This is a genomic window from Streptomyces sp. NTD107 (assembly GCF_059510435.1).
Map to the genome: position 1 here is coordinate 662,810 of NZ_JCAJZV010000002.1, position 20,933 is coordinate 683,742.

Annotated in this window: 20 protein-coding genes and 2 tRNA genes; 6 read left to right on the top strand and 16 right to left on the bottom strand. The window is 73.8% G+C overall.

The genetic code is table 11. From position 1 onward, the window contains the following. Positions 1 to 54: 54 nt before the first annotated feature. The 4 genes from AC5WRL_RS06895 to AC5WRL_RS06910 form a co-directional block, all read right to left on the bottom strand. On the bottom strand, positions 55 to 1,074 hold the full coding sequence (locus tag AC5WRL_RS06895; RefSeq protein ID WP_496087406.1) for an NADP-dependent oxidoreductase: 1,020 nt from the start codon (positions 1,072 to 1,074) through the stop codon (positions 55 to 57). Positions 1,075 to 1,169: 95 nt separating this feature from the next. Next, entirely contained in the window at positions 1,170 to 2,036 is an 867-nt protein-coding gene (locus AC5WRL_RS06900; protein WP_496087407.1) for an SMP-30/gluconolactonase/LRE family protein, read from the bottom strand. Positions 2,037 to 2,081: 45 nt separating this feature from the next. Next, positions 2,082 to 2,873 (bottom strand): IclR family transcriptional regulator, encoded by a 792-nt coding sequence (locus AC5WRL_RS06905; protein ID WP_496087408.1) that lies wholly within the window; start codon positions 2,871 to 2,873, stop codon positions 2,082 to 2,084. 150 nt (positions 2,874 to 3,023) lie between these two features. Continuing rightward, positions 3,024 to 3,314: a hypothetical protein gene (locus AC5WRL_RS06910; RefSeq protein WP_496087409.1), complete on the bottom strand. Its 291-nt coding sequence runs from the start codon at positions 3,312 to 3,314 to the stop codon at positions 3,024 to 3,026. Positions 3,315 to 3,464: 150 nt separating this feature from the next. Here AC5WRL_RS06910 and AC5WRL_RS06915 point away from each other — a divergent pair. Both AC5WRL_RS06915 and AC5WRL_RS06920 read left to right on the top strand, forming a co-directional pair. Then, positions 3,465 to 3,537: transfer RNA gene (locus AC5WRL_RS06915), tRNA-Asn, on the top strand. A 191-nt stretch (positions 3,538 to 3,728) separates the two neighbouring features. Further along, a tRNA-Ile gene (locus AC5WRL_RS06920) sits at positions 3,729 to 3,802 on the top strand. Positions 3,803 to 3,859: 57 nt separating this feature from the next. On the opposite strand, the gene AC5WRL_RS06925 is transcribed toward AC5WRL_RS06920, so the two are convergent. The 5 genes from AC5WRL_RS06925 to AC5WRL_RS06945 are packed head-to-tail and all read right to left on the bottom strand — an operon-like array spanning position 3,860 to position 9,446. Further along, positions 3,860 to 5,665, bottom strand: coding sequence for a glycoside hydrolase family 2 protein (locus AC5WRL_RS06925; RefSeq protein WP_496087410.1), 1,806 nt, complete (start codon positions 5,663 to 5,665; stop codon positions 3,860 to 3,862). 33 nt (positions 5,666 to 5,698) lie between these two features. Continuing rightward, positions 5,699 to 6,301, bottom strand: coding sequence for a hypothetical protein (locus tag AC5WRL_RS06930; protein ID WP_496087411.1), 603 nt, complete (start codon positions 6,299 to 6,301; stop codon positions 5,699 to 5,701). A 6-nt stretch (positions 6,302 to 6,307) separates the two neighbouring features. Continuing rightward, positions 6,308 to 7,162 carry a carbohydrate ABC transporter permease gene (locus tag AC5WRL_RS06935; RefSeq protein ID WP_496087412.1) on the bottom strand — a complete coding sequence of 285 codons (855 nt, stop codon included), beginning with the start codon at positions 7,160 to 7,162 and terminating at the stop codon, positions 6,308 to 6,310. Positions 7,163 to 7,164: 2 nt separating this feature from the next. Continuing rightward, entirely contained in the window at positions 7,165 to 8,103 is a 939-nt protein-coding gene (locus tag AC5WRL_RS06940) for a carbohydrate ABC transporter permease (protein WP_496087413.1), read from the bottom strand. After that, a complete protein-coding gene (locus AC5WRL_RS06945) occupies positions 8,100 to 9,446 on the bottom strand; it encodes an ABC transporter substrate-binding protein (RefSeq protein WP_496087414.1) in 1,347 nt (448 codons plus the stop codon). The genes AC5WRL_RS06940 and AC5WRL_RS06945 overlap by 4 nt, the downstream gene beginning before the upstream one ends. Positions 9,447 to 9,646: 200 nt before the next feature. On the opposite strand from AC5WRL_RS06945, the gene AC5WRL_RS06950 reads away from it, so the two are divergent. Both AC5WRL_RS06950 and AC5WRL_RS06955 read left to right on the top strand, forming a co-directional pair. Then, entirely contained in the window at positions 9,647 to 10,690 is a 1,044-nt protein-coding gene (locus AC5WRL_RS06950) for a LacI family DNA-binding transcriptional regulator (protein ID WP_496087415.1), read from the top strand. A gap of 21 nt (positions 10,691 to 10,711) precedes the next feature. After that, positions 10,712 to 12,517 carry a hypothetical protein gene (locus AC5WRL_RS06955; protein WP_496087416.1) on the top strand — a complete coding sequence of 602 codons (1,806 nt, stop codon included), beginning with the start codon at positions 10,712 to 10,714 and terminating at the stop codon, positions 12,515 to 12,517. A 31-nt stretch (positions 12,518 to 12,548) separates the two neighbouring features. Here AC5WRL_RS06955 and AC5WRL_RS06960 read toward each other — a convergent pair whose 3' ends face one another. The 7 genes from AC5WRL_RS06960 to AC5WRL_RS06990 all read right to left on the bottom strand — a co-directional run bounded on the left by AC5WRL_RS06960 (position 12,549) and on the right by AC5WRL_RS06990 (position 18,504). Next, positions 12,549 to 13,427 (bottom strand): DUF4184 family protein, encoded by an 879-nt coding sequence (locus AC5WRL_RS06960; protein WP_496087417.1) that lies wholly within the window; start codon positions 13,425 to 13,427, stop codon positions 12,549 to 12,551. 89 nt (positions 13,428 to 13,516) lie between these two features. After that, positions 13,517 to 14,404 (bottom strand): hypothetical protein, encoded by an 888-nt coding sequence (locus tag AC5WRL_RS06965; protein ID WP_496087418.1) that lies wholly within the window; start codon positions 14,402 to 14,404, stop codon positions 13,517 to 13,519. Then, on the bottom strand, positions 14,401 to 14,739 hold the full coding sequence (locus tag AC5WRL_RS06970; RefSeq protein ID WP_496087419.1) for a PadR family transcriptional regulator: 339 nt from the start codon (positions 14,737 to 14,739) through the stop codon (positions 14,401 to 14,403). Before AC5WRL_RS06970 ends, AC5WRL_RS06965 begins: the two co-directional genes overlap by 4 nt. Positions 14,740 to 14,778: 39 nt before the next feature. Next, positions 14,779 to 15,813: a lysylphosphatidylglycerol synthase transmembrane domain-containing protein gene (locus tag AC5WRL_RS06975; protein ID WP_496087420.1), complete on the bottom strand. Its 1,035-nt coding sequence runs from the start codon at positions 15,811 to 15,813 to the stop codon at positions 14,779 to 14,781. 73 nt (positions 15,814 to 15,886) lie between these two features. Beyond that, positions 15,887 to 16,660 (bottom strand): FAD:protein FMN transferase, encoded by a 774-nt coding sequence (locus AC5WRL_RS06980; protein WP_496087421.1) that lies wholly within the window; start codon positions 16,658 to 16,660, stop codon positions 15,887 to 15,889. After that, positions 16,653 to 17,078 (bottom strand): FMN-binding protein, encoded by a 426-nt coding sequence (locus AC5WRL_RS06985; protein WP_496087422.1) that lies wholly within the window; start codon positions 17,076 to 17,078, stop codon positions 16,653 to 16,655. Before AC5WRL_RS06985 ends, AC5WRL_RS06980 begins: the two co-directional genes overlap by 8 nt. A 34-nt stretch (positions 17,079 to 17,112) precedes the next feature. Then, positions 17,113 to 18,504, bottom strand: a complete 1,392-nt coding sequence (locus AC5WRL_RS06990) for a ferredoxin reductase family protein (RefSeq protein ID WP_496087423.1) — start codon at positions 18,502 to 18,504, stop codon at positions 17,113 to 17,115. A 166-nt stretch (positions 18,505 to 18,670) separates the two neighbouring features. Between AC5WRL_RS06990 and AC5WRL_RS06995 the strand changes: the two genes are divergently transcribed. Together AC5WRL_RS06995 and AC5WRL_RS07000 are read left to right on the top strand one after the other, a co-directional pair. Then, positions 18,671 to 19,411, top strand: a complete 741-nt coding sequence (locus AC5WRL_RS06995; protein WP_496087424.1) for a response regulator transcription factor — start codon at positions 18,671 to 18,673, stop codon at positions 19,409 to 19,411. Next, positions 19,408 to 20,850: a sensor histidine kinase gene (locus AC5WRL_RS07000; RefSeq protein ID WP_496087425.1), complete on the top strand. Its 1,443-nt coding sequence runs from the start codon at positions 19,408 to 19,410 to the stop codon at positions 20,848 to 20,850. Before AC5WRL_RS06995 ends, AC5WRL_RS07000 begins: the two co-directional genes overlap by 4 nt. Positions 20,851 to 20,933 lie beyond the last annotated feature (83 nt).

Consider the following 20,933-nt stretch of genomic DNA (forward strand, 5'->3'; position numbering starts at 1 on the left):
GGCCCGGGCGGACCGCCCATGGCGTCCACCCGGGCCCCGGCCCACCTCGGTGCCCTACAACCGCACCAGCATCTTCCCGGTGTTCTCCCCGCGCAGCAGACCCAGGAACGCGTCCACCGTGTGCTCGATGCCGTCCACCACGGTCTCCTCGTAGCGCAGTTCGCCCGAGCGCACCCAGCCGCTCACCCGCTCCAGGAAGCGCGGCTGCAACTCCAGGTGGTCGAGCACCAGCATCCCCTCGATCCGCAGCCGCTTGCCGATGATCTGCGCCAGATTGCGCGGCGCGGCCGGCGGCTCGGTGGCGTTGTACAGCGAGATCATCCCGCAGATCACCGCCCGGCCGTGGAGGTTGAACGCGTCGATCGCCGCCTCCAGCTGCTCCCCGCCCACATTGTCGAAGTAGTAGTCGATGCCGTCCGGCGCCGCCGCCCGCAGCTGCTCGGTGACCGGGGTCGGGTCCTTGTAGTTGAACGCCGCGTCGAAGCCCAGCTCCTCCGTCAGCCGGCGCACCTTCTCCGCCGACCCGGCGCTGCCGATCACCCGGCCCGCGCCCAGCAGCCGCGCCAGCTGCCCCACCTCGCTGCCCACCGCCCCGGCCGCGCCCGAGACGAAGACCGTCTCGCCCTTCCGCAGCGGGGCCACCTCCGTCAGCCCCGCGTACGCGGTCAGGCCGGTCGCGCCCAGCACTCCGAGGTAGCTGCTGAGCGGGGCCTCGTCGGCGGACACCCGAGTGGCCCGCGCGGAGTCGAGCACCGTGTGCGTACGCCATCCCAGGCTGTGCAGCACCTGATCCCCCGGGGCGAACCCGGTGACCCCCTCCCCCACCGCGAGCACCTCGCCGACCGCGGCGCCGTCCATCGGGGCGTCCAGCCGGAACGGGGGCACGTACGAGGGGACGTCGTTCATCCGGCCGCGCATATATGGGTCCACGGACAGAAAGACGTTCCGTACCAGCAACTGCCCGGCGCCCGGGGCCGGCAGCGGGATCTCACGCAGCGCGAAGTCCCCGGGGACGGGGACGCCGTGCGGGCGCGCGACGAGATGCCATGCCTGGGTGGTGGTGGGCAGGGTCATGGATGAACCTCCGGGGGGGGACGACCGCTCGGCGGGGCCGCGGTGCCGCGGCCCCGCCCGTGCAACCCTTTCCCCCCGGCGGGTGTTCCGTACCGCTACCCCGCGAACGCCGGCTGCGGCAGCCCGAGGCCCGCGCCCGGCAGCACCAGCACCGAGCCGGCCAGCGGTTCGGCCGCCGGATCGGTCCCGGTGGCGGCGGTGGTGATGTACAGATCGGTCAGGTCGGCCCCGCCGAACGCGCAGGCGGTGGGCTGCGAGACCGGCACCGGCACCGTACGGTCCAGCTCGCCGGCCGGCGTGTAGCGCAGCACCGCCGCGCCGCCCCAGAACGCCACCCACAGGCAGCCGTCGGCGTCCACCGTCAGCCCGTCCGGGTCGCCGGCCACGCCGCTGGTGTCCACCAGCGGATCGCGCCGCACCTCGCCCTCGTCGGTGAAGGTCAGCACATCGATCCGCCGGGTGGGGCTGTCGACGTAGTACGCCCGCCCGCCGTCCGGGCTCCAGCCCAGGCCGTTGCTGACGGTGACCTCGGGCAGCAGGGTGTGGACGGTGCCGTCCGCGTCCACCCGGATCAGTGCGCCGCCGCCGGGAGCCTGGTCGTACCGCATGCTCCCCGCCCACAGCGAGCCGTCCGGGGCCACCGCCGCGTCGTTGGCGCGCCGCCCCGGCACCACCTCGCGGTGCAGCCAGCGGAAGCCGGTGCCGTCCGGCTCGTACAGGCCGATGCCGTCGCGCAGATTGGCGACCAGGCCGCCGCCGGCCCGTGGCTTGGCGGCGCCGACGTGCTGCTCGACCGGCAGCACGGTGCGCCGGCCGGTCGCCGGGTCGAAGGAGTGGATGCGGGAGCCCAGGATGTCCACCCAGATCAGCCGGCCCGCCGCCGGGTCCCAGGTCGGACCCTCGCCCAGCTCCGCCCGGCCCCTTATCGCGACCTCAAGCCCCTGTCCCAGCTGCTGTGTCACGCGAACCCTCTCCCTTGAGTGTCTGCCGGTGCTGCCGGTCCGCCGTTAGTCCCGGCCGCCGCTGCCGCCGCTGCCGCCGCCGTGGTGCCCCAGCCGCCGCGACAGATCGGCCGCGCCCCGGGCCGCCAGCCCGGCCAGCTCCTCCTGCCGCCGCTCGCTCCAGCGGATCATCGGCACCGAGACGGAGAGCGCGGCGACCACCCGGCCGGCCCGGTCCCGTACCGGGGCGGCCACACAGCTGACGTCCGGGTTGGACTCGCGCTGCTCGTAGGCGATGCCCCGCTCCCGTACCCGCGCCAGCTCGGCGCGCAAGTCCTCGGGGGAAGTGAGGGAGTTGGGGGTCATGGCGGTCAGCTCGGCCGGCAGCCGGGCGGCCAGGTCCTCGGCCGGCAGGGCGGCCAGCAGCATCTTGCCGACGGCGGTGCAGTGCGCGGGCAGCCGGCGGCCGGTGGCGGAGACCATCCGTACGGCGTGGGTGCTGTCCACCTTGGCGATGTAGATGACGTCGGCGCCCTCCAGGACGGCGACATGCACGGTCTCCCCGCAGGTCTCGGCGACGGCGCGGGCGACCTGCTGCCCCTCGGCGGCCAGGTCGAGCTGCTCGGCGTAGCGGCTGCCGAGCTGGTACGTGCGCACGCCGAGCCGGTAGCGGCCGGGCTGCTCGGGGACCGGGACCAGATAGGAGCGGGCGGCCAGGGTGGTGACCAGCTCGTGGACGGTGGTGCGCGGCAGCTGGAGTCTGCGGGTGATCTCGGGCGCGGAGAGCGTGCCGTCCCCGTCGAGGAACAGCTCCAATATGTCCAACGCCCGGCTGACCGCCGGTACGCGACGCCCCATGACCGCGGCCTCCGCTCGTTTCGTGTTCGGCATTCCGGGCAGCTGCCGGAATGCCGAACAGCACGCTACCGAGCCGGGCACTCCCCCGGCAAGAGGCGGCGGCAGGGCGGGAGAGGCGGGCGGGGTACGAGGGTGGGCGGGGGTACGGGGTCAGGCGGCCTCTTCGTCGACTCTTCCCGTCGCCCCGGACCGGCGCACCTCGCGCAGCTTCTCCACCACCGGGTCCGGCAGCTTGTCGCCGGCCCGGTCCATCACGGCGCCGGCGGCCTTCGCGGCGGCCTGGCGTCCGGTCTGGTTGGCGGTGTCCACACTGTTGCGCACGGCGGGCCGCTCCAGGAACCGCTGAGCGGCCTCCACCAGCTGCTCGTACCGCTCGCGCCCGGCCCGGGCACCGAGCACGTAACCGACCGCCGCACCTGCGACGAAGATGAGCTTGCGCATGGGGATGCGTCCTTCCTCGTACGTACTGCCTGTCGTACTTACAGGCGCCCCGTTAACCGATTTCGAAGCACCGCCTCACATGCGCTAATGTATTGCCCGCAGCGAGGGAACGCCCCCGGAAGGTTGGGGAGGCAGACCCGAGCGGCGCAGTCCCCTGTAGCTCAATTGGCAGAGCAGCCGGCTGTTAACCGGCAGGTTACTGGTTCGAGTCCAGTCGGGGGAGCATCACTCGAAGGGCCCCGTTCAGGGGCCCTTCGGCGTTCCGCATGCATCACTGCCCGCTGACCGGGAACCGATCACCCCGTGACCGTTGTCCTAGCCTCCGTACAACCGCCCCCGGTCCGGGCGGGAGATCGTATGAGCAGCTATGCTGCGGCAGACGGCGCGCACAAGTGTGCGCGGCACGCCGTTGATGGGGCGGTAGCTCAGCCGGTTAGAGCAACGGACTCATAATCCGTCGGCCGTGGGTTCGAGTCCCACCCGCCCCACACCAGCAGGCCGGGCGCGCGTCAGCGCCCGGCCTCCGGCTTGTCCGGCGGGCACGGCTACCGCGCCCCGCCGCGTGGCCGGGTGAGGATGGCGCGCAGCTCCTCGGGCGCGATCTTCGGCCGGCGGTCCGCCGTCAGCAGCCCGTTGATCTCCTGCTCCGTGTCGGTGAACTGGGTGACGCAGAACCCGGCAAGCCCGGAGTCCACCGCCGCCGCCACCAGGGCCGCCAGCCGGTCGGCGAAGTCCTGCCCGGTGGCCACCGTCCCGTACCCGAACCACTCCTCGCCCCGGGCCGGTTCGAGGGTGGCCCCGCCGAACTCGCTGAGCACCACCGGCTGCCCCCGGTGCCGTACGCCGTCCAGGGTGAGCCGCCGCGCCCCCGGCCACCGCTCGACCAGCTCACCGCGCCGCAGCGCGGGCTCCCCGTACCGCTCGCGCAGCACCGCCGCGTCCTGTGTGTAGTCGTGGACGCCCCAGATGTCGGCGGCGGAGATCTCCCAGCCGTCGTTGGAGACCGCCGGGCGGGACGGGTCGAGAGCCTTCGTCAGGTGGTAGAGGGCGTCCATGAAATGCCGCTGCTCGGGGACCAGAGCGGGGTTCGGCACGGACCAGGACTCGTTCACCGGCACCCAGGCGACGATCGAGGGGTGGCTGAGATCGCGCAGGATCGCCTCGGTCCATTCGGCGGTCACCCGCCGCACGGTCTCCGTACCGAACACGTACGCGGACGGCATCTCCTCCCACAGCAGCAGCCCCAGCCGGTCCGCCCAGTAGAGGAACCGGGGGTCCTCCAGCTTCTGGTGCAGGCGCAGCCCGTTGAGGCCGATCTCCTTGGCCAGCTCGGCGTCCCGGCGCAGCCCGCCGGCCGGGGCGGCCAGCCGGCTGTCGGGCCAGTAGCCCTGCTGGAGCGCGAACCGCAGGAAGTACGGCTTGTGGTTGAGCAGGAAGACCCCGTCGTCCCAGCCGAGGTCGCGCAGGCCCAGATAGGAGTGCACCAGGTCCACGGGGGTGCCGTCGGCCGCGTCGGTCAGCTCCACCGTCGCGTCGACCAGCTGCGGGTGCTCGGGGCTCCACAGCAGGCCGTCGAGGTCCTGGGCGTGCCGCAGCGCGGGGACGGAGATGTCGAACGCCGCCTCCTGGCCGTCGGTCAGCATCCGCTGCTCCGCGAGCAGCCGGTCGCCCAGGGTCAGGCGGACCGTCAGCCGCAGCGGGCGGCGCGGCCAGCGGCTGAGGCCAAGTCGGCAGCGGACCCGGGCGTGGGCGACCTCGGGAATCCAGTGCAGTCGCGTCACATGCTGCTCGGGGACCTCCTCCAGCCACACCGGCTGCCAGATGCCGGAGGTGCGGTGGTACCAGATGGTGTGCGGTTCGCGGCGCCAGTCCTGCTTGCCCCGGGGCTGGGTGGCGTCGGACGGCTGGTCCTCGGCCCGTACCACCAGGATGTGCGGGCCGTCCCGGCCGATGGCCTCGGTGAGATCGCAGCTGAAGGGGGTGTGGCCGCCCTCGTGCCGGCCCACGGGGTGGCCGTCGAGCCAGATGTCGGCCCGGTGGTCGACCGCACCGAAGTGCAGCAGCAGCCGGCGGCCGGGGGCCGGCCGGGTGAGGTCGAGGGTGCGCCGGTACCAGAGCACCGGGTGGAAGCCGGTGTCCGCGATGCCGGAGGCGGCGGACTCGGGCGGGTAGGGGACGGTGATGGTGCGGGTGTACGGGGCGGTGGTCGCCGGATCCATCCAGCGGTCGGACCGGCCGTGGTCCGCGTCGTCGTGGGCGAACCGCCAGGGGCCGCTCAGCTCGCGCCAGCGGGGGTCCCGGACGAGCTGCGGCCTGGGGTGGCCCTCGGCGTCCAGGTGGGTGTGCGGCATGTGATGACTCCGGTGGTGTCGTGACGGGGTGGTTCAGCCTTCCGGCCGGGACCGCAGCTCCACGGCCGTGGCGGCGAACGCCAGCGGTCCGGGCAGCAGCGGCACCAGGGGCGGGATGGACCAGGCGAGCAGCGCGGCCAGCAGCACCGCGCCGCCGAGCAGGGCGGCGCCGTACGGGTCGGCGGCCGAGCGCAGCAGAGCCGTCCGGGCGGACAGCCGGTGCGGCGCGGGGAGCGCGGTGGCGCGCAGCCCGACGACGGCGGCGCCCAGGGCGAGCAGCGCCAGGGCGGGGGTCAGGAGGGTCGCGCCGGGCACTCCGGCGCGCGCCAGTGCGGCGTCGGTCAGCAGGACGAGAACGAGCAGCGGCGCGAGCAGTCCGGCGGCCAGCGCGCGCACGGTGAGCTGGGCGCGGAGCTCGCCCAGGTACGTACCGGCCCGGAGGTCCGTGCCGGTGCGCAGGGCCTCCCGCAGGGTCGCGCAGGCGGCGGCGAAGGCGGCCGGGGCGGTGATCACGGGCAGGCAGGCGAGGCTGGTGAGCAGGCCGAGGAGCAGCATGTCGGCGAAGCGGGTGAAGCCCGGGCCGAAGATCTCGCCGGCCTCGCGGCGGTCGCGGTCGGCGCCCGGTATCGGTGGCACGCCGGCTCACCCCCGCAGTCCGCTGGTGGCCACGCCCTGCACCAGATAGCGCTGGAAGACGAGGAAGAACAGAACGATGGGCAGGACGGAGATCACCGACATCGCGAACATCGGGCCGTAGGCGGAGGTGCTCGACTGGTCGACGAAGCTGCGCAGCGCGAGGGTGATGGTGAATTTCTCCGGTGAGAAGAGATAGATCATCTGGGTGAAGAAGTCGTTCCAGGTCCAGATGAAGGTGAAGATGGCGGTGGTGATCAGCGCGGGCCTGCTGAGCGGCAGGGTGATCGACCAGTAGGTGCGGAACGGGCCACTGCCGTCGATCCGGGCGGACTCCTCCAGTTCCCTGGGCAGTCCGCGCATGAACTGGACGATGAGGAACACGAAGAACGCCTCGGTGGCGAGGAACTTGGGCAGAATCAGCGGCCAGTAACTGTCCACCATGCCCAGCCGGTTGAAGATGATGTACTGCGGGATGAGCACCACGTGGTGCGGCAGCATCAGGGTCGCCACCATGAAGGCGAACAGCGTCTTGCGCATCCGGAAGCGCAGCCGAGCGAAGGCGTAGGCCGCCAGCGAGCAGGAGATGACGTTGCCGAGGACCGCGCCGGTGGCGATCAGCAGGGAGTTGCCGAGCAGCCGGGTGACGGAGATGCCGGACACCCCGTCCAGGGCGGTGGTGTAGTTGGACCACTCCAGACGGCTGGGCCACAGGTCGAGGCTGGTCACCACCTCGTCGGCCGGTTTGAGGGAGGTGGCCAGCAGCCACACCAGGGGGTAGAGCAGGACCAGCAGGCAGAGCGCGGCGACCGTGTGCGGCAGCCACCGTCTCGCGGCGGTGTTCGCGGTGTTCGCGGTGTTCATGGTCAGCGTCCCCCCTCGTCGGCGTAGAAGACCCAGGACCGGGAGGTCCGGAACACGATCAGGGTGAGCGCCCCGACCGCGAGCAGCAGCAGCCAGGCCATGGCGGCGGCGTAGCCCATGTGGGAGGCGGTGAAGCCGCGTTCGTAGAGGTAGAGGGTGTAGAAGAGGGTGGAGTCGGCGGGGCCGCCGGTGCCGCCGCTGATGGCGAAGGCCGGGGTGAAGACCTGGAAGGAGTTGATGATCTCCAGCACCAGGTTGAAGAAGACGACCGGGGAGAGCATCGGCAGGGTGATGGAGAGGAACCGCCGCCACCGGCCCGCGCCGTCGAGCGCGGCGGCCTCGTACAGATCGGTGGGGACCTGCTGGAGTCCGGCCAGGAAGATCACCATCGGGGCGCCGAACTGCCACACCGACAGCAGGATGACGGCGTACACGGCGAGGCTGGGGTTGCCGACCCAGCCGCCGGTGTCGAGGCCGATCCACTCCAGGACGTTGGGGACGGAGCCGCCGTCGTTGAACAGGGCGCGCCACACCAGGGCGATGGACATGCTGGCGCCGAGCAGGGAGGGCGCGTAGAACGCCGAGCGGTAGAAGGCGCGGCCGGTGGTGAGGTTCTTCAGCAGCATGGCCACGCCGAGCGCCAGGGCCAGCTTGAGCGGGACCGCCACCGCCACGTACAGCACGGTGGTGCCCACCGAGCGCCAGAAGCGGGGGTCCTCGGCGAGCAGGTCGGTGTAGTTGCGGGTCCCGACCCACTGGGGTGGGTCGAAGAGGTTGTAGTCGGTGAAGGACAGGTACAGGGACACCGCCATCGGGAGCAGGGTCAGCACCACCGCGCCGAGCACCCAGGGGGTGAGGAACACCGAGGCGGGCCACTGCTGTTCGCGCGGCCGGCGGCGGCGCGTCCTGGCCCGGGGCGGGGTCGTCCGAGAGGTGGTCATGGTCTCAGCTCCCGGTCGGCCTCGGCGATGAGTTCGCGGGCGGCCCGCCGTGGGGTGGCGAGCCCGAACAGCACGCGCTGGTAGGTGCGGCCGAATGCCTTGTTGATGGCGACGTCGCCCTTGGGCGGGGCGGGCGGCGGGGGCGCCAGACCGTACTCCTCCATCTGCCGGGCGTACACGTAGATTTCCCGCTCGGCGCCCTGGAGGGTGGCGGAGAGCCGGGTGGCGATGGCCCGGTTGGGCGGGGTGGCGCGGGTGAAGCCGAGGATGTCGGCGGCGTCATCGTCGTTGAGGAGGAAGTCGATCAGCTGGGCGGACTCGGTGGGGTGCGCGGTGTTGGCGGAGATGCCGAGCAGCATGTTGGGCTTGACGTAGGAGCCGGGCCGGCCGCCGGTGGTCGGGGCGGGGGCGAGGCGTACCTGGTCGCCCAGCAGTGCCGGGTAGCCGGGGAAGGTGGCGTCCCAGGTGAAGTCGGCGGCGGCCAGGCCGCGGCCCATGGGGGTGGTCTCGGTGCTGTTGATCTGCACGCTGTCCCGGGCCTGGGAGATGGCGCCCTCGGCGCGCAGGTCGTCGAAGAAGGTCCAGAAGGCGGTGAGTTCGTCCTCGGTGAAGCCCAGCCTGGCCTGGTCGGCGTACAGCTGGCCGCCCCGGGAGCGCAGCCAGGTCTCGAAGACGTCCTCGTTGCCGGCGCCGTCGCCGGCGCCGGTCACCGGGCGGCCGTCGGGGGCGGTGAGCCCGAGGGCGGCGATCTTCCGGTTGGCGGTGGCCCAGTCCTGCCAGGTCCAGCTGGGCGGTGGCGGGACGGGGACGCCGGCCTGCCGGTAGAGGTCGGAGTCGTAGGCGTACCCGGTGATGCCGCGGCCCATGGGCAGCGCGAAGGTCTCCTGCCGGTAGGTGCCGGTGCGCAGGAAGTCCGGGTCCATCTCGGCGGTGCGGATGGTGCCGTCCCGCATCGGCTCGTCGAGGGTGCGCAGGACGCCGCCGGCCGCGTACTGGACGATCTGCCGGTAGTCGAGCTGGGCCACGTCGGGGATGCCGCCGCCGGCGGCCTGGGTGGCCAGCTTCTGGAGGTAGGAGCCGAAGTCCGAGGTGGAGGTGCGGACGGTGACGCCGGGGTGGGCGGCCTCGAAGAGCCGGACGGCGTCGCGGGTGCGGGCGGCCCGGTCGTCGTTGCCCCACCAGGAGAAGCGCAGGGTGACCCGGCGGGAGTCGGTGCCGCCGGAGGAGCGGCCGGCGCAGCCGGTGAGGGCGGGGGCGAGGGCGGCGCCCAGGCCGGCCCCGGCGGCGGCCAGGACGGCGCGGCGGGGCGGGGATCGGCGTGGGCCGCTTCGGGGTTCGGGCATGCGGGCGCTCCAGGGCAGGGGGTGGGAGGGGCGCCGGGGGCGGCGGGTGGTGCGGCCGACAGCGCTGGTGTCCAACGTTGTAGTTGTGGCCGGTTCGGGGGTCAAGCCCTTGTGCGGAAGGGAATTCGGGGCCGCCCCGAGGGCTGACACCGGAGTCGGTGGCGGGCATAATCCCCGAAACGCGCGTGAGGAGATGGTCGGTGGCGGCGGTGCGGCTCAAGGATGTGGCCGAGCGGGCGGGGGTGTCGATCAAGACGGTTTCCAACGTTGTACGGGACGCCCCCGGGGTATCGGGCGCCACCCGGGAGCGGGTGCTGCGGGCGGTGCGGGAGCTGGGCTACCGGCCGAACGCGTCGGCGCGCCGGCTGCGTACCGGGCACAGCGGGCTGATCGGGCTGGCCGTACCGGAGCTGACCACGCCCTACTTCGCGGAGCTGGCCCACCATGTGCGGGCGGAGGCGGCGGCGTTGGGCCTGACGGTGCTGATCGAGGAGACGCTGGGAGATCCCACCGAGGAGCTGCGGCTGGCGACCGGGGTCGGGGCTTCCCTGCTGGACGGCATGATCCTGTCCCCGCTGCGCGTCACCCCGGCCGAACTCGCGCCGGTGGCGAGCGAGTTTCCGCTGGTGCTGCTGGGTGAGCGCAGCTACGCGGGCGAGCGGATCGTGGCCGATCACGTGCTGATCGACAACGTGGCGGCGGCCCGGGGGGCCACCACGCATCTGGCCGGGCTCGGCCGTACCCGGATCGCCGCCGTCGGGGTGGACCACCAGGCGTCGGAGACCAGCCGGCAGCGCCTCCAGGGCTACCAGCTGGCCCTGCACGAGGCCGGGTTGACCTTCGATCCGCGGCTCGCCCCGCTGGTCAAGGAGTTCGACCGCCCCAATGGCCTGGTGGCGATGCGCGCCCTCACCCGGCTGCCGGCCGCCGAACGCCCCGACGCGGTCTTCTGTTTCAGCGACATGCTGGCGCTGGGCGCGCGGCGGGCGCTGTACGAGGCGGGGCTGCGGATTCCCGAGGACGTCGCCGTGGTGGGTGTGGACGGCTCCGAGGAGGGGCGCTACGGCACGCCGTCGCTCAGCTCGGTGATCCCCGACAAGGCCGCGATCGCCGCACTGGCCGTGACATGTCTGGTGACCCGGATCCGTTCGACGGAGCGGTTGCCGTTCGAGGTTCATCTCGCGCCGCACTGGCTGGACGCGCGGGAGTCGACCCATGGGGGGCGGCGCCCGCTGTCTCCCTGAACCCTTGGTCAAGAAGGGGAAGTGATCGTGAAAGAGCGAGGAAGAAACCGCCTGTTACCCGCCGCGCTGCTGCTGGCGCTGATCGCCGCCGTCCTCGCCCCGCCGGGCGCGGCGGCGAACGCGCCCGGGGACAGCTTCTACACCAGGGCCTCGGTGAACGAGGTGATCGCCGCGTCCCGGGTCATCCGGCTCGAACACAGCGGCTCCGCGAACGGGACGCTCATCGGCACCTTCGAGCACGCCCAGCGCGGCGGCGGTGCCTCCGAGTTCGTGATCCGCACCTCGAAGGACGACGGCGCGACGTGGAGCACGCTGGCGACGGTGGGCGATCCGCTCACCGGCGACGGGCACCCCTCGGACCAGTTCTGGCAGCCGTTCCTCTTCGAACTGCCGCACCAGATGGGCGCGTTCCCGGCCGGCACGCTGCTGCTCGCCGGCAATATCGCGCCCAGCTCCAATGTCCGCACCGACTTCGTCCTGTGGCGCAGCACCGACCACGGCGCGAGCTGGACGTTCCAGTCGATCCTCCAGACCGGCGGCGGCAGCCGGGGCGCGCCCAACGGCGGCTCCGGGATCTGGGAGCCGTTTCTGACCGTGGACGGGGCCGGCCGGCTGGCGATGTTCTTCGCCGATGAGCGCCGGCAGCCGGAGCGGGCGCAGATCATCGCGCACATGGTCTCGCCGGACGGCGGGGTCACCTGGAGCGCGAACCCGGACGGCTCGACGAACTTCGCGCCCGGTCTGGTGGTCGATGTGGAGAGCACTTCCGCCACCGACCGTCCGGGCATGCCGACCACCGCGACGCTGCCGGACGGGCGGATGGTGCTGGCGTACGAGATCTGCGGGCAGGGCCGCAACTGTGAGGCGTACACGAAGATGTCCACGGACGGCGGGCTGACCTGGGGCGGTGGCCCGGCCGATCTGGGGCGGATGGCCGTCACCTCGGACGGCCGGTATCTGGGCAGCAGCCCGTATCTGGTGTGGAGCCCGGCGGGCGGCCCGGGCGGGCGGCTGCTGATGGGCGGCATGCGGACCCGCTTCGCCGCCGACAACGCGTTCACGGTCGAGGACCGGCAGGCGGTGTTCGTCAAGGATCCGGATTCGGCGGGGCCGTGGTCGTGGCTGCCGGCGCCGTTCGGGCCGGTCGCGGGGGGCACCAACTGTTCCACCAGCTACAGCCCGGATCTGCTGCTGGACGCCTCCGGTACCTCGCTGCGGTTCACCACCGCCACCTCGACCGGTCCGACCGGCTGCATGGCGGCCACCGCCGCGGGGAACAGCGGAGTGCTGCCGTACACGAGCGACTTCGGGCGCGGCACCTCGGGCTGGATCCACTACGGCGGCTGCTGGGCGACCGCCGGCGGGGTGCTGTCGGAGAGCTGCGGCGGCGACGGTGGCAACAAGTCGGTGGCCGGCTCCACGGGGTGGACGGACTACCGGCTCCAGGGGGAGGTGCGCCGGGACAGCGGCGGTCAGGCGGGGTTCGCGGTGCGGGTGTCGGATCCGCGCGCCGGGGCCGACGCCCTCAACGGCTACTTCGTCGGGGTCAACGCGAGCAATGTCTTCCTGGGGAAGCAGAACGGCGGCTGGCAGCCCTTCACGTACGCGCCGATCCCCGGTGGTCTGGCCACCGGCAGCTGGTACCGGCTGACGGTGGACGTGGTGGGCTGCACGATCTCGGTGTCCGGCACCCCGGCCGGCTCGGGCGCGGCACCGGTCTCCCTCAGCCACACGGATCCGCAGTGCTCCTTCCCGGCGGGCGCGGTCGCCGTCCGGGCGCAGAGCGGCCCGGCGAGTTGGCGGGACATCACGGTCACCAGCCGCTGAGTGCGGGGTCAGGCGGCGGTGCGGCTGCCGGTCAGGGGCCGGGCGGCACCGTCGTCCGGCCCCTGACCGGCAGGAGGCGGCGGGAGTGCCAGGCGGCGGCGTACAGGGTGAGCGCGGCGGCGAACGCGGCGCCGCCGCGCTTGGCCGCGCCGGTCAGCACGCCTTCGGCGAAGCTGCCCCAGGGGGCGGCGACGGTCGTGGCCGGGTACGAGGTGTCGATGGTGCCGTCGTCGAGGGTGCGGGTGATGGGGTGGTCGTAGTCCACCACGGTGGTGTGCCGGTGGGCGGCGACGTCGGTACGGGCCTGGGCGGCGACGCCCAGCACGGTGGCCAGGGCGAGCAGCGCCACGACGGCCGTGCGCAGGGGTCGGCTCAGCCGGCCGGCGGCGGCGTCCTGGCGGGCCGGCGGCCGGTCGCGGTGGCGCCACAGGTGGTGGCCGATCAGCGCGAGGCCGATGACGGTGCTCAGGGTCTGGAGGAGGCGCGGAACCGGCACCAGATCTCCGTGGGTGAGGGCGTCCCAGACCAGATGGGTGGCGATGCCGAGCGCGGCGGACAGCAGCAGCCACCCGGCGTACCGGGCCCGGTCCGGTGCGCCCTGGGGCCGGTGGGGCGCGGGGAGGCGCAGGCCGGTGGGGAGCAGCGCGCTGAGCGGCCCGCGCAGCAGGTTCCAGGCGAGGACCAGGGCCAGTGTCATCGGCAGGTTGACCAGGAGGCCGGCCGGGGCGTGGGTGGTGGTGGCGTTGAGCAGTGGCTCGTACCAGTGGCCGGGGGCGGTGGCGGCGATGCCGAGTTCGCCGAGGTAGTAGGGGAGGTCGGGTGCCATGGCGCCGGCGACCAGGGCGGCGGGGACGAAGGGGCGGCGCAGCAGGGGCAGGACCGCGGCGGGGTGGGACAGGGTGAACGGCAACGCGGTGATCTCTCTGCTCGCACTCCAGAATGGAACGCAGCTGAGACTATTCACTTCAACGGACTATGGCAACCGGGGCCCGGCGCCGCTCAGCTCCGGCCACCCCGTACCCCCCGTACCCCCCGAACCCCCGCCGTGAGCCCGACAGCCAGCGCCAACACCAGCACCAGCCCCGCCACCGGCCCCGCGCCGAGCCCGGCATCCCGGTACATCCGGCCGAGCAGCGGCGGCGCGGCCAGCGCCATCGCGCCCAGCTCGCACAGCCCCCACGAGCCACGGCGCACCGCCAGCACCACGCCCGAGCCGGCCAGCACCAGCAGCGGCCACACCCCGTAGTCCGTGGTCACCGAGAACTCCCCGGTGGACACCGCCACCGCCGGAAACCAGCCGACCCCCGCCATCACCCCGGCCGCCGCCGACAGACCCGGATCGGCCCGCCGGTCCGGCGGACAGGCCAGCACCACCGCCACCGCCAGCAGCGCCGCCACCGGCACCGCCGCTCCCCCGCCCCTGGCCGGCTCCACCGCCGGCCACACCGCCGCCGTCCCCAGCAGCCCGGCCACCGCGACCGACACCCCCGCCGCCCACCGGCCGGTCAGCGCCACGACCGCGCCGACGCACACCAGCAGCGAACCCAGCAGATACAGCCCCCACCCGGCCCCCATGGTGGCGAACTCCACCCGGGCCGGGGTCGGCGAGATGACCAGCGCCCGATACCAGCGGGTCAGCTCAAGACCGCCGGCCACCGCCGAGGCCGCCAGCGCGAACGGCGCCGCCACCGCGCACAGCCGCCCGCCGCGCGACGCCGAGTCAAGCCCCAGCCGGACCCGCAGCGCGTGCGCCGCCAGATCGGCGTCGGCGCGCAGCCGGGCCGCCCGCGACAGGTCCGCCGTCAGCTCCCGGTGCGCCCCGGCGATCTCCGACCCGTGCGCGGCCCGGTAGCCGGCCGGGTACAGGCGGGTCAGCCGGTCGCTCATGTGGCCCGCACGGCGCCGCCGATGCCGAGCCGCCGCCTGACCTCGGAGGCCGTCGCCGCCATCCGCTCCGCCTCGGCCGCCAGCCGGTCCCGCCCGGCATCGGTGAGCGCGAAGGTACGACGGGCCCGCCCGTCCACCACCTCCTCGCGCTCCACCCGGATCAGCCCTTCCCCCAGCAGCCGGTCCAGCGCCCCGTACAGCGCCCCGGTACGCGGCACCACCCGGCCGTCCGTGATGGCCTTGACCTCCTGCGCGATGGCATAACCGTGCCGTGGCTCGTTCGCCAGCGCCGTCAGCAACAGCAGCGCCAGCTCCTGCATCCCTCGCTCACTCATCCCACCAGACTATTCCGCCCACCGGATTCCCCGGTCCGCCTACTCCTTCGCCTCCCGCCGCCGGCCGTGCAGGGACAGGGCCAGCCAGCAGCCCCAGCCGATCGGCTGAAGGAGCCAGTAGCTCCAGATGCGGTAGAGCAGCGTGGCGGCCAGGGCGTCGGCGGCGCTCAGGCCGTACACCACCAGCAGGGCCGCCATGCTGGCCTCCACCACCCCCACCCCGCCCGGGGTCAGCCGCAGGCTGCCCGGGATCTGCGTCAGCCCATAGGCGATCAGCACACCGTGCCAGGGCACCGAGATGCCCAGCGCCCACAGCGAGGCGATCAGACAGGCCGCGTCCAGCAGCCAGTTGAGCTGGGCGTACGCGTACGGGCGCAGCCACGGCCGGAACCCGGGCTGGAGGGTGCGGGCCTGCACCAGCAGCCGGTTCAGCGACTCGGCACCCTCCCGGATTTTGCGGTGCCGCTCCTGGGCGCGCTGCCACCGGCGGGCCGCCCAGTCCTGTACGGCGGGCGAACGCGCCAGGAGCAGCACCAGCAGCGTCAGGAGCAGCAGCCCGATCCCGATCCGGCCGAGAATGGCACCGGGTCCCCGGGCGCCCGCCGTCAGCAGCCCGGCCGCCAGCACCACGATCAGGCCGATCGCCGACAGCGCGCCCGCGATCACGAGCGAGGCGGCGGCCAGCGCCTTGCTCGCGCCCCGCCGGTGCAACTGCTGGTAGAGCCAGGCGGCGGAGAACGCGGCCCCGCCCGGGAGCGCGCCGGCCACCGCGTTCGAGGCGAGCATCAGGGAGAGCACCGGCCGCATCCCCATCCGCAGCCCGCCGGTGAGCAGCAGCCAGCGCTGCACGGCGGCCAGGCTCCACATGGCGCCCGCCTGACACAGCAGGGCCAGCGCCGCCTTGGGTGGGCTGACCCTGGACAGCTGCTCGAACGCCTTGCCCAGCTCGTCGCGGCGGGAGGCGGCCAGCACCAGGGCGGCGATGATCACGGCGGCGGCGAGCAGCCACACCAGCCATCCGGTACGGGGCGGGGTCCGGCTGTCGTCGATGCCGGGCTGATCACCGTTTGCCATGAAAGGGGACCGTAACAGCGCGAGCCGCGCGCCCCGCGTCGTACATGCGGGGAGGCGTCCCCGACCTGCCGGCTCAGCCGAGGAGATACCCGAGGGACGGAAATCCCGGGGTGTGCCAGATCTCGCCGCCGCTGGTCACCGCGAGCGCCTCGTACCCGTCCAGCTCCGTCACCCACGCGCGGGCGTCCCGGCCCATCGCGAACGCGGCGGTGGCGAACGCGTCGGTCCAGGTCAGCCGCCGGCCGATGAGGGTGAGGGAGGACAGGCCGGCGGCGGGCGCCCGCCGGTGCGGGTCGAGGATGTGGCTGCCCCGTTCGGCCGTGCCGGAGGTGGCCACCGCCAGCTCCCGCCCCTCCACCACGGCGAACACGCGCCCGGGCCGCGCGGGGTCGGCGATCCCGATCCGCCAGGGGCTGCCCGGCGACGGGCCGCCCGAGAGCTGAAGATCACCGCCCCCGTTGACGCTCACCCGGCCGGCCCCGGCCGCGCCCAGCAGGGCGGCTGCCCGCTCCACCGCCCAGCCCTTGACCAGGCCCGAGGGGTCCAGGGAACCGCCGGCCGCGACACTGAACCAGCCGCCGCTGCGGCGGGTCACCCCGGCGCACAGCTCCAGGACCTCGGCCACCTCGGGAGGACAGGCGCCCAGCGTCGTGCGGCCGGCGGCCAGGCGGCTGACGGCGCTGTCCGGCCGGTAGGTGGAGAAGACCTCGTCCACCCGGTGCAGCATGGCCACCGCCTCCGCCAGGGCACGCCGGACGGCGGGGGTGGCCGGGTCCCGGATGTCGAAGGAGAAGACGGTGCCCATGACCCGCTCGGTGTGCCGCACTCCGCCGGGCCGCTCAGACACCGGCCTGGTCCAGTGCGCTCTGGAGCGAGTCCATGTAGCCCTGGCTGGTGTAACTGGCCCCGGACACGGCGTCGATGTGCGCGCTCTGGGCCCGCAGCGCCTCCTGGGTGAGCCGGGGCAGGGCGTCGGCGGCGATCGCCTCGTTCCGTGCGTTCCCGGACGGCGCCTGGAGCACCTGGACCCCGGTGATCCGCCCCTGGTCGAGCGTCACCGCGACCTGCACCGGCCCGTAACGGGTGTCGGTCACCTGCCCCGTGAAGGTCCCGGTGGCGGCCGGACCCGGCGCCCCGGACGCCGGCGGCGCGCCACTGGGCGCGGGCGCGGTCACCACGGGCGGTGGCACGGCATGCGGTTTCAGGGACAGCAGCGCGACCACCCCCACAACGGTGGTCAGGGTCGCGGTGGCGGCACGGCGCACGGTCGGTCTCACCTTCCTGAAGGGACGGTTCGCGCTAGAACGCGAACGACTCGTGATGGATGCGGCGGCGGGGCACCCCCGCCCCGCGCAGGGCCGCGACGGCCGCGTCGGTCATGCCGGGCGGGCCGCACAGATAGACATCGTGTCCGGCCAGGTCGGGGACCAGCCGGCGCAGCCCGTGCGGGGTCAGCGGTCCGGGAGCGCCGTCCGTCGCGCCGACCAGGTAGTGCACCCGGGCGCGGCGGTGGGCGGCGATGGCGTCCAGCTCGCCGCGCAGCACCAGATCCTCGGCGCGGCGGGCCCGGTAGATCAGCGTCACCTGACCCGGCAGGGTCTCGAAGAGCGCCCGCAGCGGGGTGACCCCGACGCCCCCGGCCAGCAGCAGCGACTTCGGGGCGCTGCCCCGCTCGGCGGTGAGCCCGCCGTAAGGTCCCTCCGCCCACACCCTGGTGCCCGGCCGCAGCCGGGCCAGGTGCCCGCTGTGGCCGCCGACCGCCTTGACGGTGATCCGCAGCCGGTTCTCCCGGGCGGGCGCCGACAGGGAGTAGGGGTTGGCCGACCACCACAGCCCCGGGGTCAGGAAGCGCCAGCGGAAGAACTGCCCCGGCCGGGCGTTCAGCTCGTCCAGGCGTCGGCCGGACACATGGACGGAGACGACCCCCGGCGCCTCCCGCGACACCCCGGTCACCACCAGCCGGTGCCGCAGCGCCCGGCGTACCGGCAGCAGGAACCGGTACCACAGCAGCAGCGCGGCCACGGTGCCGTACAGCGCGTACCAGGACCACCGGGCGGCCGGGTTGGCCACGAAGTCGGCCCCGTTGGCGAGCTGGTGCCCGAAGGCCAGGAAGATCGCCAGATAGGTGAGGAAGTGCAGATAGTGCCAGGTCTCGTAGCGCATTCTGCGCCGGGCCGCCCGGGCGGAGACGACGCCGGTGGCGAGCAGCAGCGCGCAGCCCGCCGCGCAGCTGAGCATGTCCGGGTAGTTCATGACGAAGGTGGCCGTCTGCCGTACGGGGTCGGTGTGCCCGGTCATGGCGTAGCCGAAGGTGATCAGCATCGCGTGGGCGAGCACCAGTGACACGGTGTACCGGCCGCCCATCGCGTGCCAGCGGGCCAGCCGGTCGGAGCCGATGGCCCGGTCCAGCAGCGGCAGCCGGGCCATCAGCGCCAGCAGTACGGCACAGGCGTACCCGGCCAGCAGTCCGGTGATCCGGCCCGCGCCCGTCAGCCATTCGGCCGCACCCGCCACCGCCCGGGTGTCCCGCCACCACAGGGCGAGTACGGCGGCGGCCCCGCCCCAGATCACGGTCTGCGCGGCGAGGGGCGTGAACCGGGTGAGGCGCGCCGGCCACCGGCGGCGCGGTGCCCCGCGGCGCCCGCGCCCACCCGTGGCGGCGCGGGTTCCACTGCTGCTCGTGCCGGTCACCCGGTCTCCTCTCCTCACCCGTCCGGCGTTCCGGCGGTGGGAGCAAGGCTGACCGCTCAACCTCTGAGAAGTCTCTGAGCCGGGCGCGCGGGCGCGTTTCTCAGAGGAAACGCAGAGGCTCACGGCCCGGCCCGCGGCCCGGGCCCGGGGGATGCTGGAAGGCACCATGGACAAGCACATCTCCGGCAGCCCCGGCCCACCGCACCGGCCCGACGGGACCCCGGCGCGGGTCCTCGTCGTGGACGACGAGCCCGATCTGGTCGAGGTGCTGTCCGGCGCCCTGCGCCACGAGGGCTGGGAGGTACGCGCCGCCGCCGACGGGGCGACCGCCCTGACGGTGGCGCGCGCCTTCCGGCCCGACGCCGTGGTGCTCGACTGGATGCTCCCGGACACCGACGGGCCGCGCGTGCTGGGCGGGCTGCGGGCCGAGCTGAGCGAGGTCTGTGTGCTCTTCCTGACCGCGCGGGACGCCGTCGAGGACCGGATCGCGGGCATCACGGCGGGTGGAGACGACTATGTGACCAAGCCGTTCTCGCTGGAAGAGGTGCTTGCCCGGCTGCGCGGTCTGCTGCGCCGGGCGGGGATGGCCCGCGAGCCGCAGGGCGGCCGGCTGGTGGTCGGCGAGCTGGTGATGGACGAGGATGCGCGGGAGGTCGCCCGCGCCGGACAGCCCATCGAGCTGACCCGCACGGAGTTCGAACTGTTGCGCTATCTGATGCGCAATCCCCGGCGGGTGCTGTCGAAGGCACAGATCCTGGACCATGTGTGGTCCTACGACTTCGGCGGCCAGGCCCACGTCGTGGAGCTGTATGTGAGCTATCTGCGCAAGAAGATCGACGCCGGCCGGACCCCGCTGATCCACACGGTGCGGGGCAGCGGCTACGTCCTGAAGCCGGGAGCGGCATGAGGCGCCCGACGGCGCCCCGTACGCTCCGGGCCCGGCTGACCACGGGCCTGGTGCTGGTGGTGGCGGCCGTGTGCGCGACGGTCGGTCTGACCACCGTGCCGGCGGTACGGAGTTCCCTGCTGGGCCGGCTCGACCAGCAGCTGACCGCCGCCGGCGGCCGGTTCGCCGCCAGCCTGGAGCACGAGGCCAGGCCGGACGGGGACGAGCACATCGACACCCGGGGCCAGGCGGACCGTACCTTCGGGGCACGGCTGCTGGGCGGACAGGTCACCGACGCGGCCGTGGTGCACGACGAGTCGGACCGGCGGGTCCCGCTCACCACCGGTGACCGCGCGGCGCTGGCCGCCGTCCCGGTCGGCACCCACGGCCGCACCGTCGACCTGTCCGCCCTGGGCTCCTACCGGGTGGTGGCCGTCGCCGGGGACGACGGCGATGTGCTGATCACCGGGCTGCCGATGCACGGGGTGACCGAGACGGTGGAACATCTGCTGCTCGTCGAGGGCCTGGTGTTCGGGGCCGCGCTGCTCACCACGGCGGTGGCCGGGACCTGGTGGATCCGGCGCGCCCTGCGCCCGCTGGACCGGGTGGCCGCCACCGCCACGGAGGTCACCCGGCTGCCGCTGGCCGGCGGGGACGTCGCCATGCCGGCCCCCGTCCCCGAGGTCGATCCCGGCACCGAGGTGGGCCGGGTGGGCGTCGCGCTGAACCGGCTGCTGGGACACGTCGGGGTGGCGCTGTCCCGGCGGCAGGCCGTGGAGGAACGGCTGCGGCGGTTCGCGGCGGACGCCAGCCACGAACTGCGTACCCCGGTGGCCAACATCCGTGGCCACGCGGAACTGGCGCTGCGTCACCCCGGCCCGCTGCCCGGCGAGGTACGGCGCTCCCTGGAGCGCGTCACCGCCGAATCCCTGCGGATGTCCGGCCTGGTGGACGATCTGCTGCTGCTCGCCCGGCTGGACGCCGGCCGGCCGCTGGCCCAGGAACCCGTCGATCTCAGCCGGCTGGCCCTGGACGCGGTCGACGACGCCCGGGCGACCTGGCCCGGGCACCGCTGGTTTCTGGAACTGCCCGAGGACCCGGTGGTGGTCACCGGTGACGGCCTGCGGCTGCACCAGGTCGTCACCAATCTGCTGGCGAACGCCGCCACCCACACACCCCCCGGTACCGAGGTGGTGCTGCGCGTCGTCGCGGAGCCCGGACGGGCGGACCTGACGGTGACCGACAACGGCCCCGGCATCCCGGACGAGTTCCGGCCGGAGGTGTTCCGCAGGTTCGCCCGGGGCGAGCCAGGACGGCCCCGGGCAGGTGGCGGCAGCGGCCTGGGGCTGGCCATCGTCGAGGCCGTGGTCACCGGGCACGGCGGCAGCGTCGGGGTCACCAGCCGGCCCGGCCGCACCACCTTCCGGGTCCGGCTGCCCCGGGACGGCGCCGACGGCTGAGCCCGCGCTCCCTCCGTGCGGGGGATCCGGCGTGACCTCCGGGTGCCGGCGGCGTTGTGCTTCTGATGAGCCGGGCGAGGGTG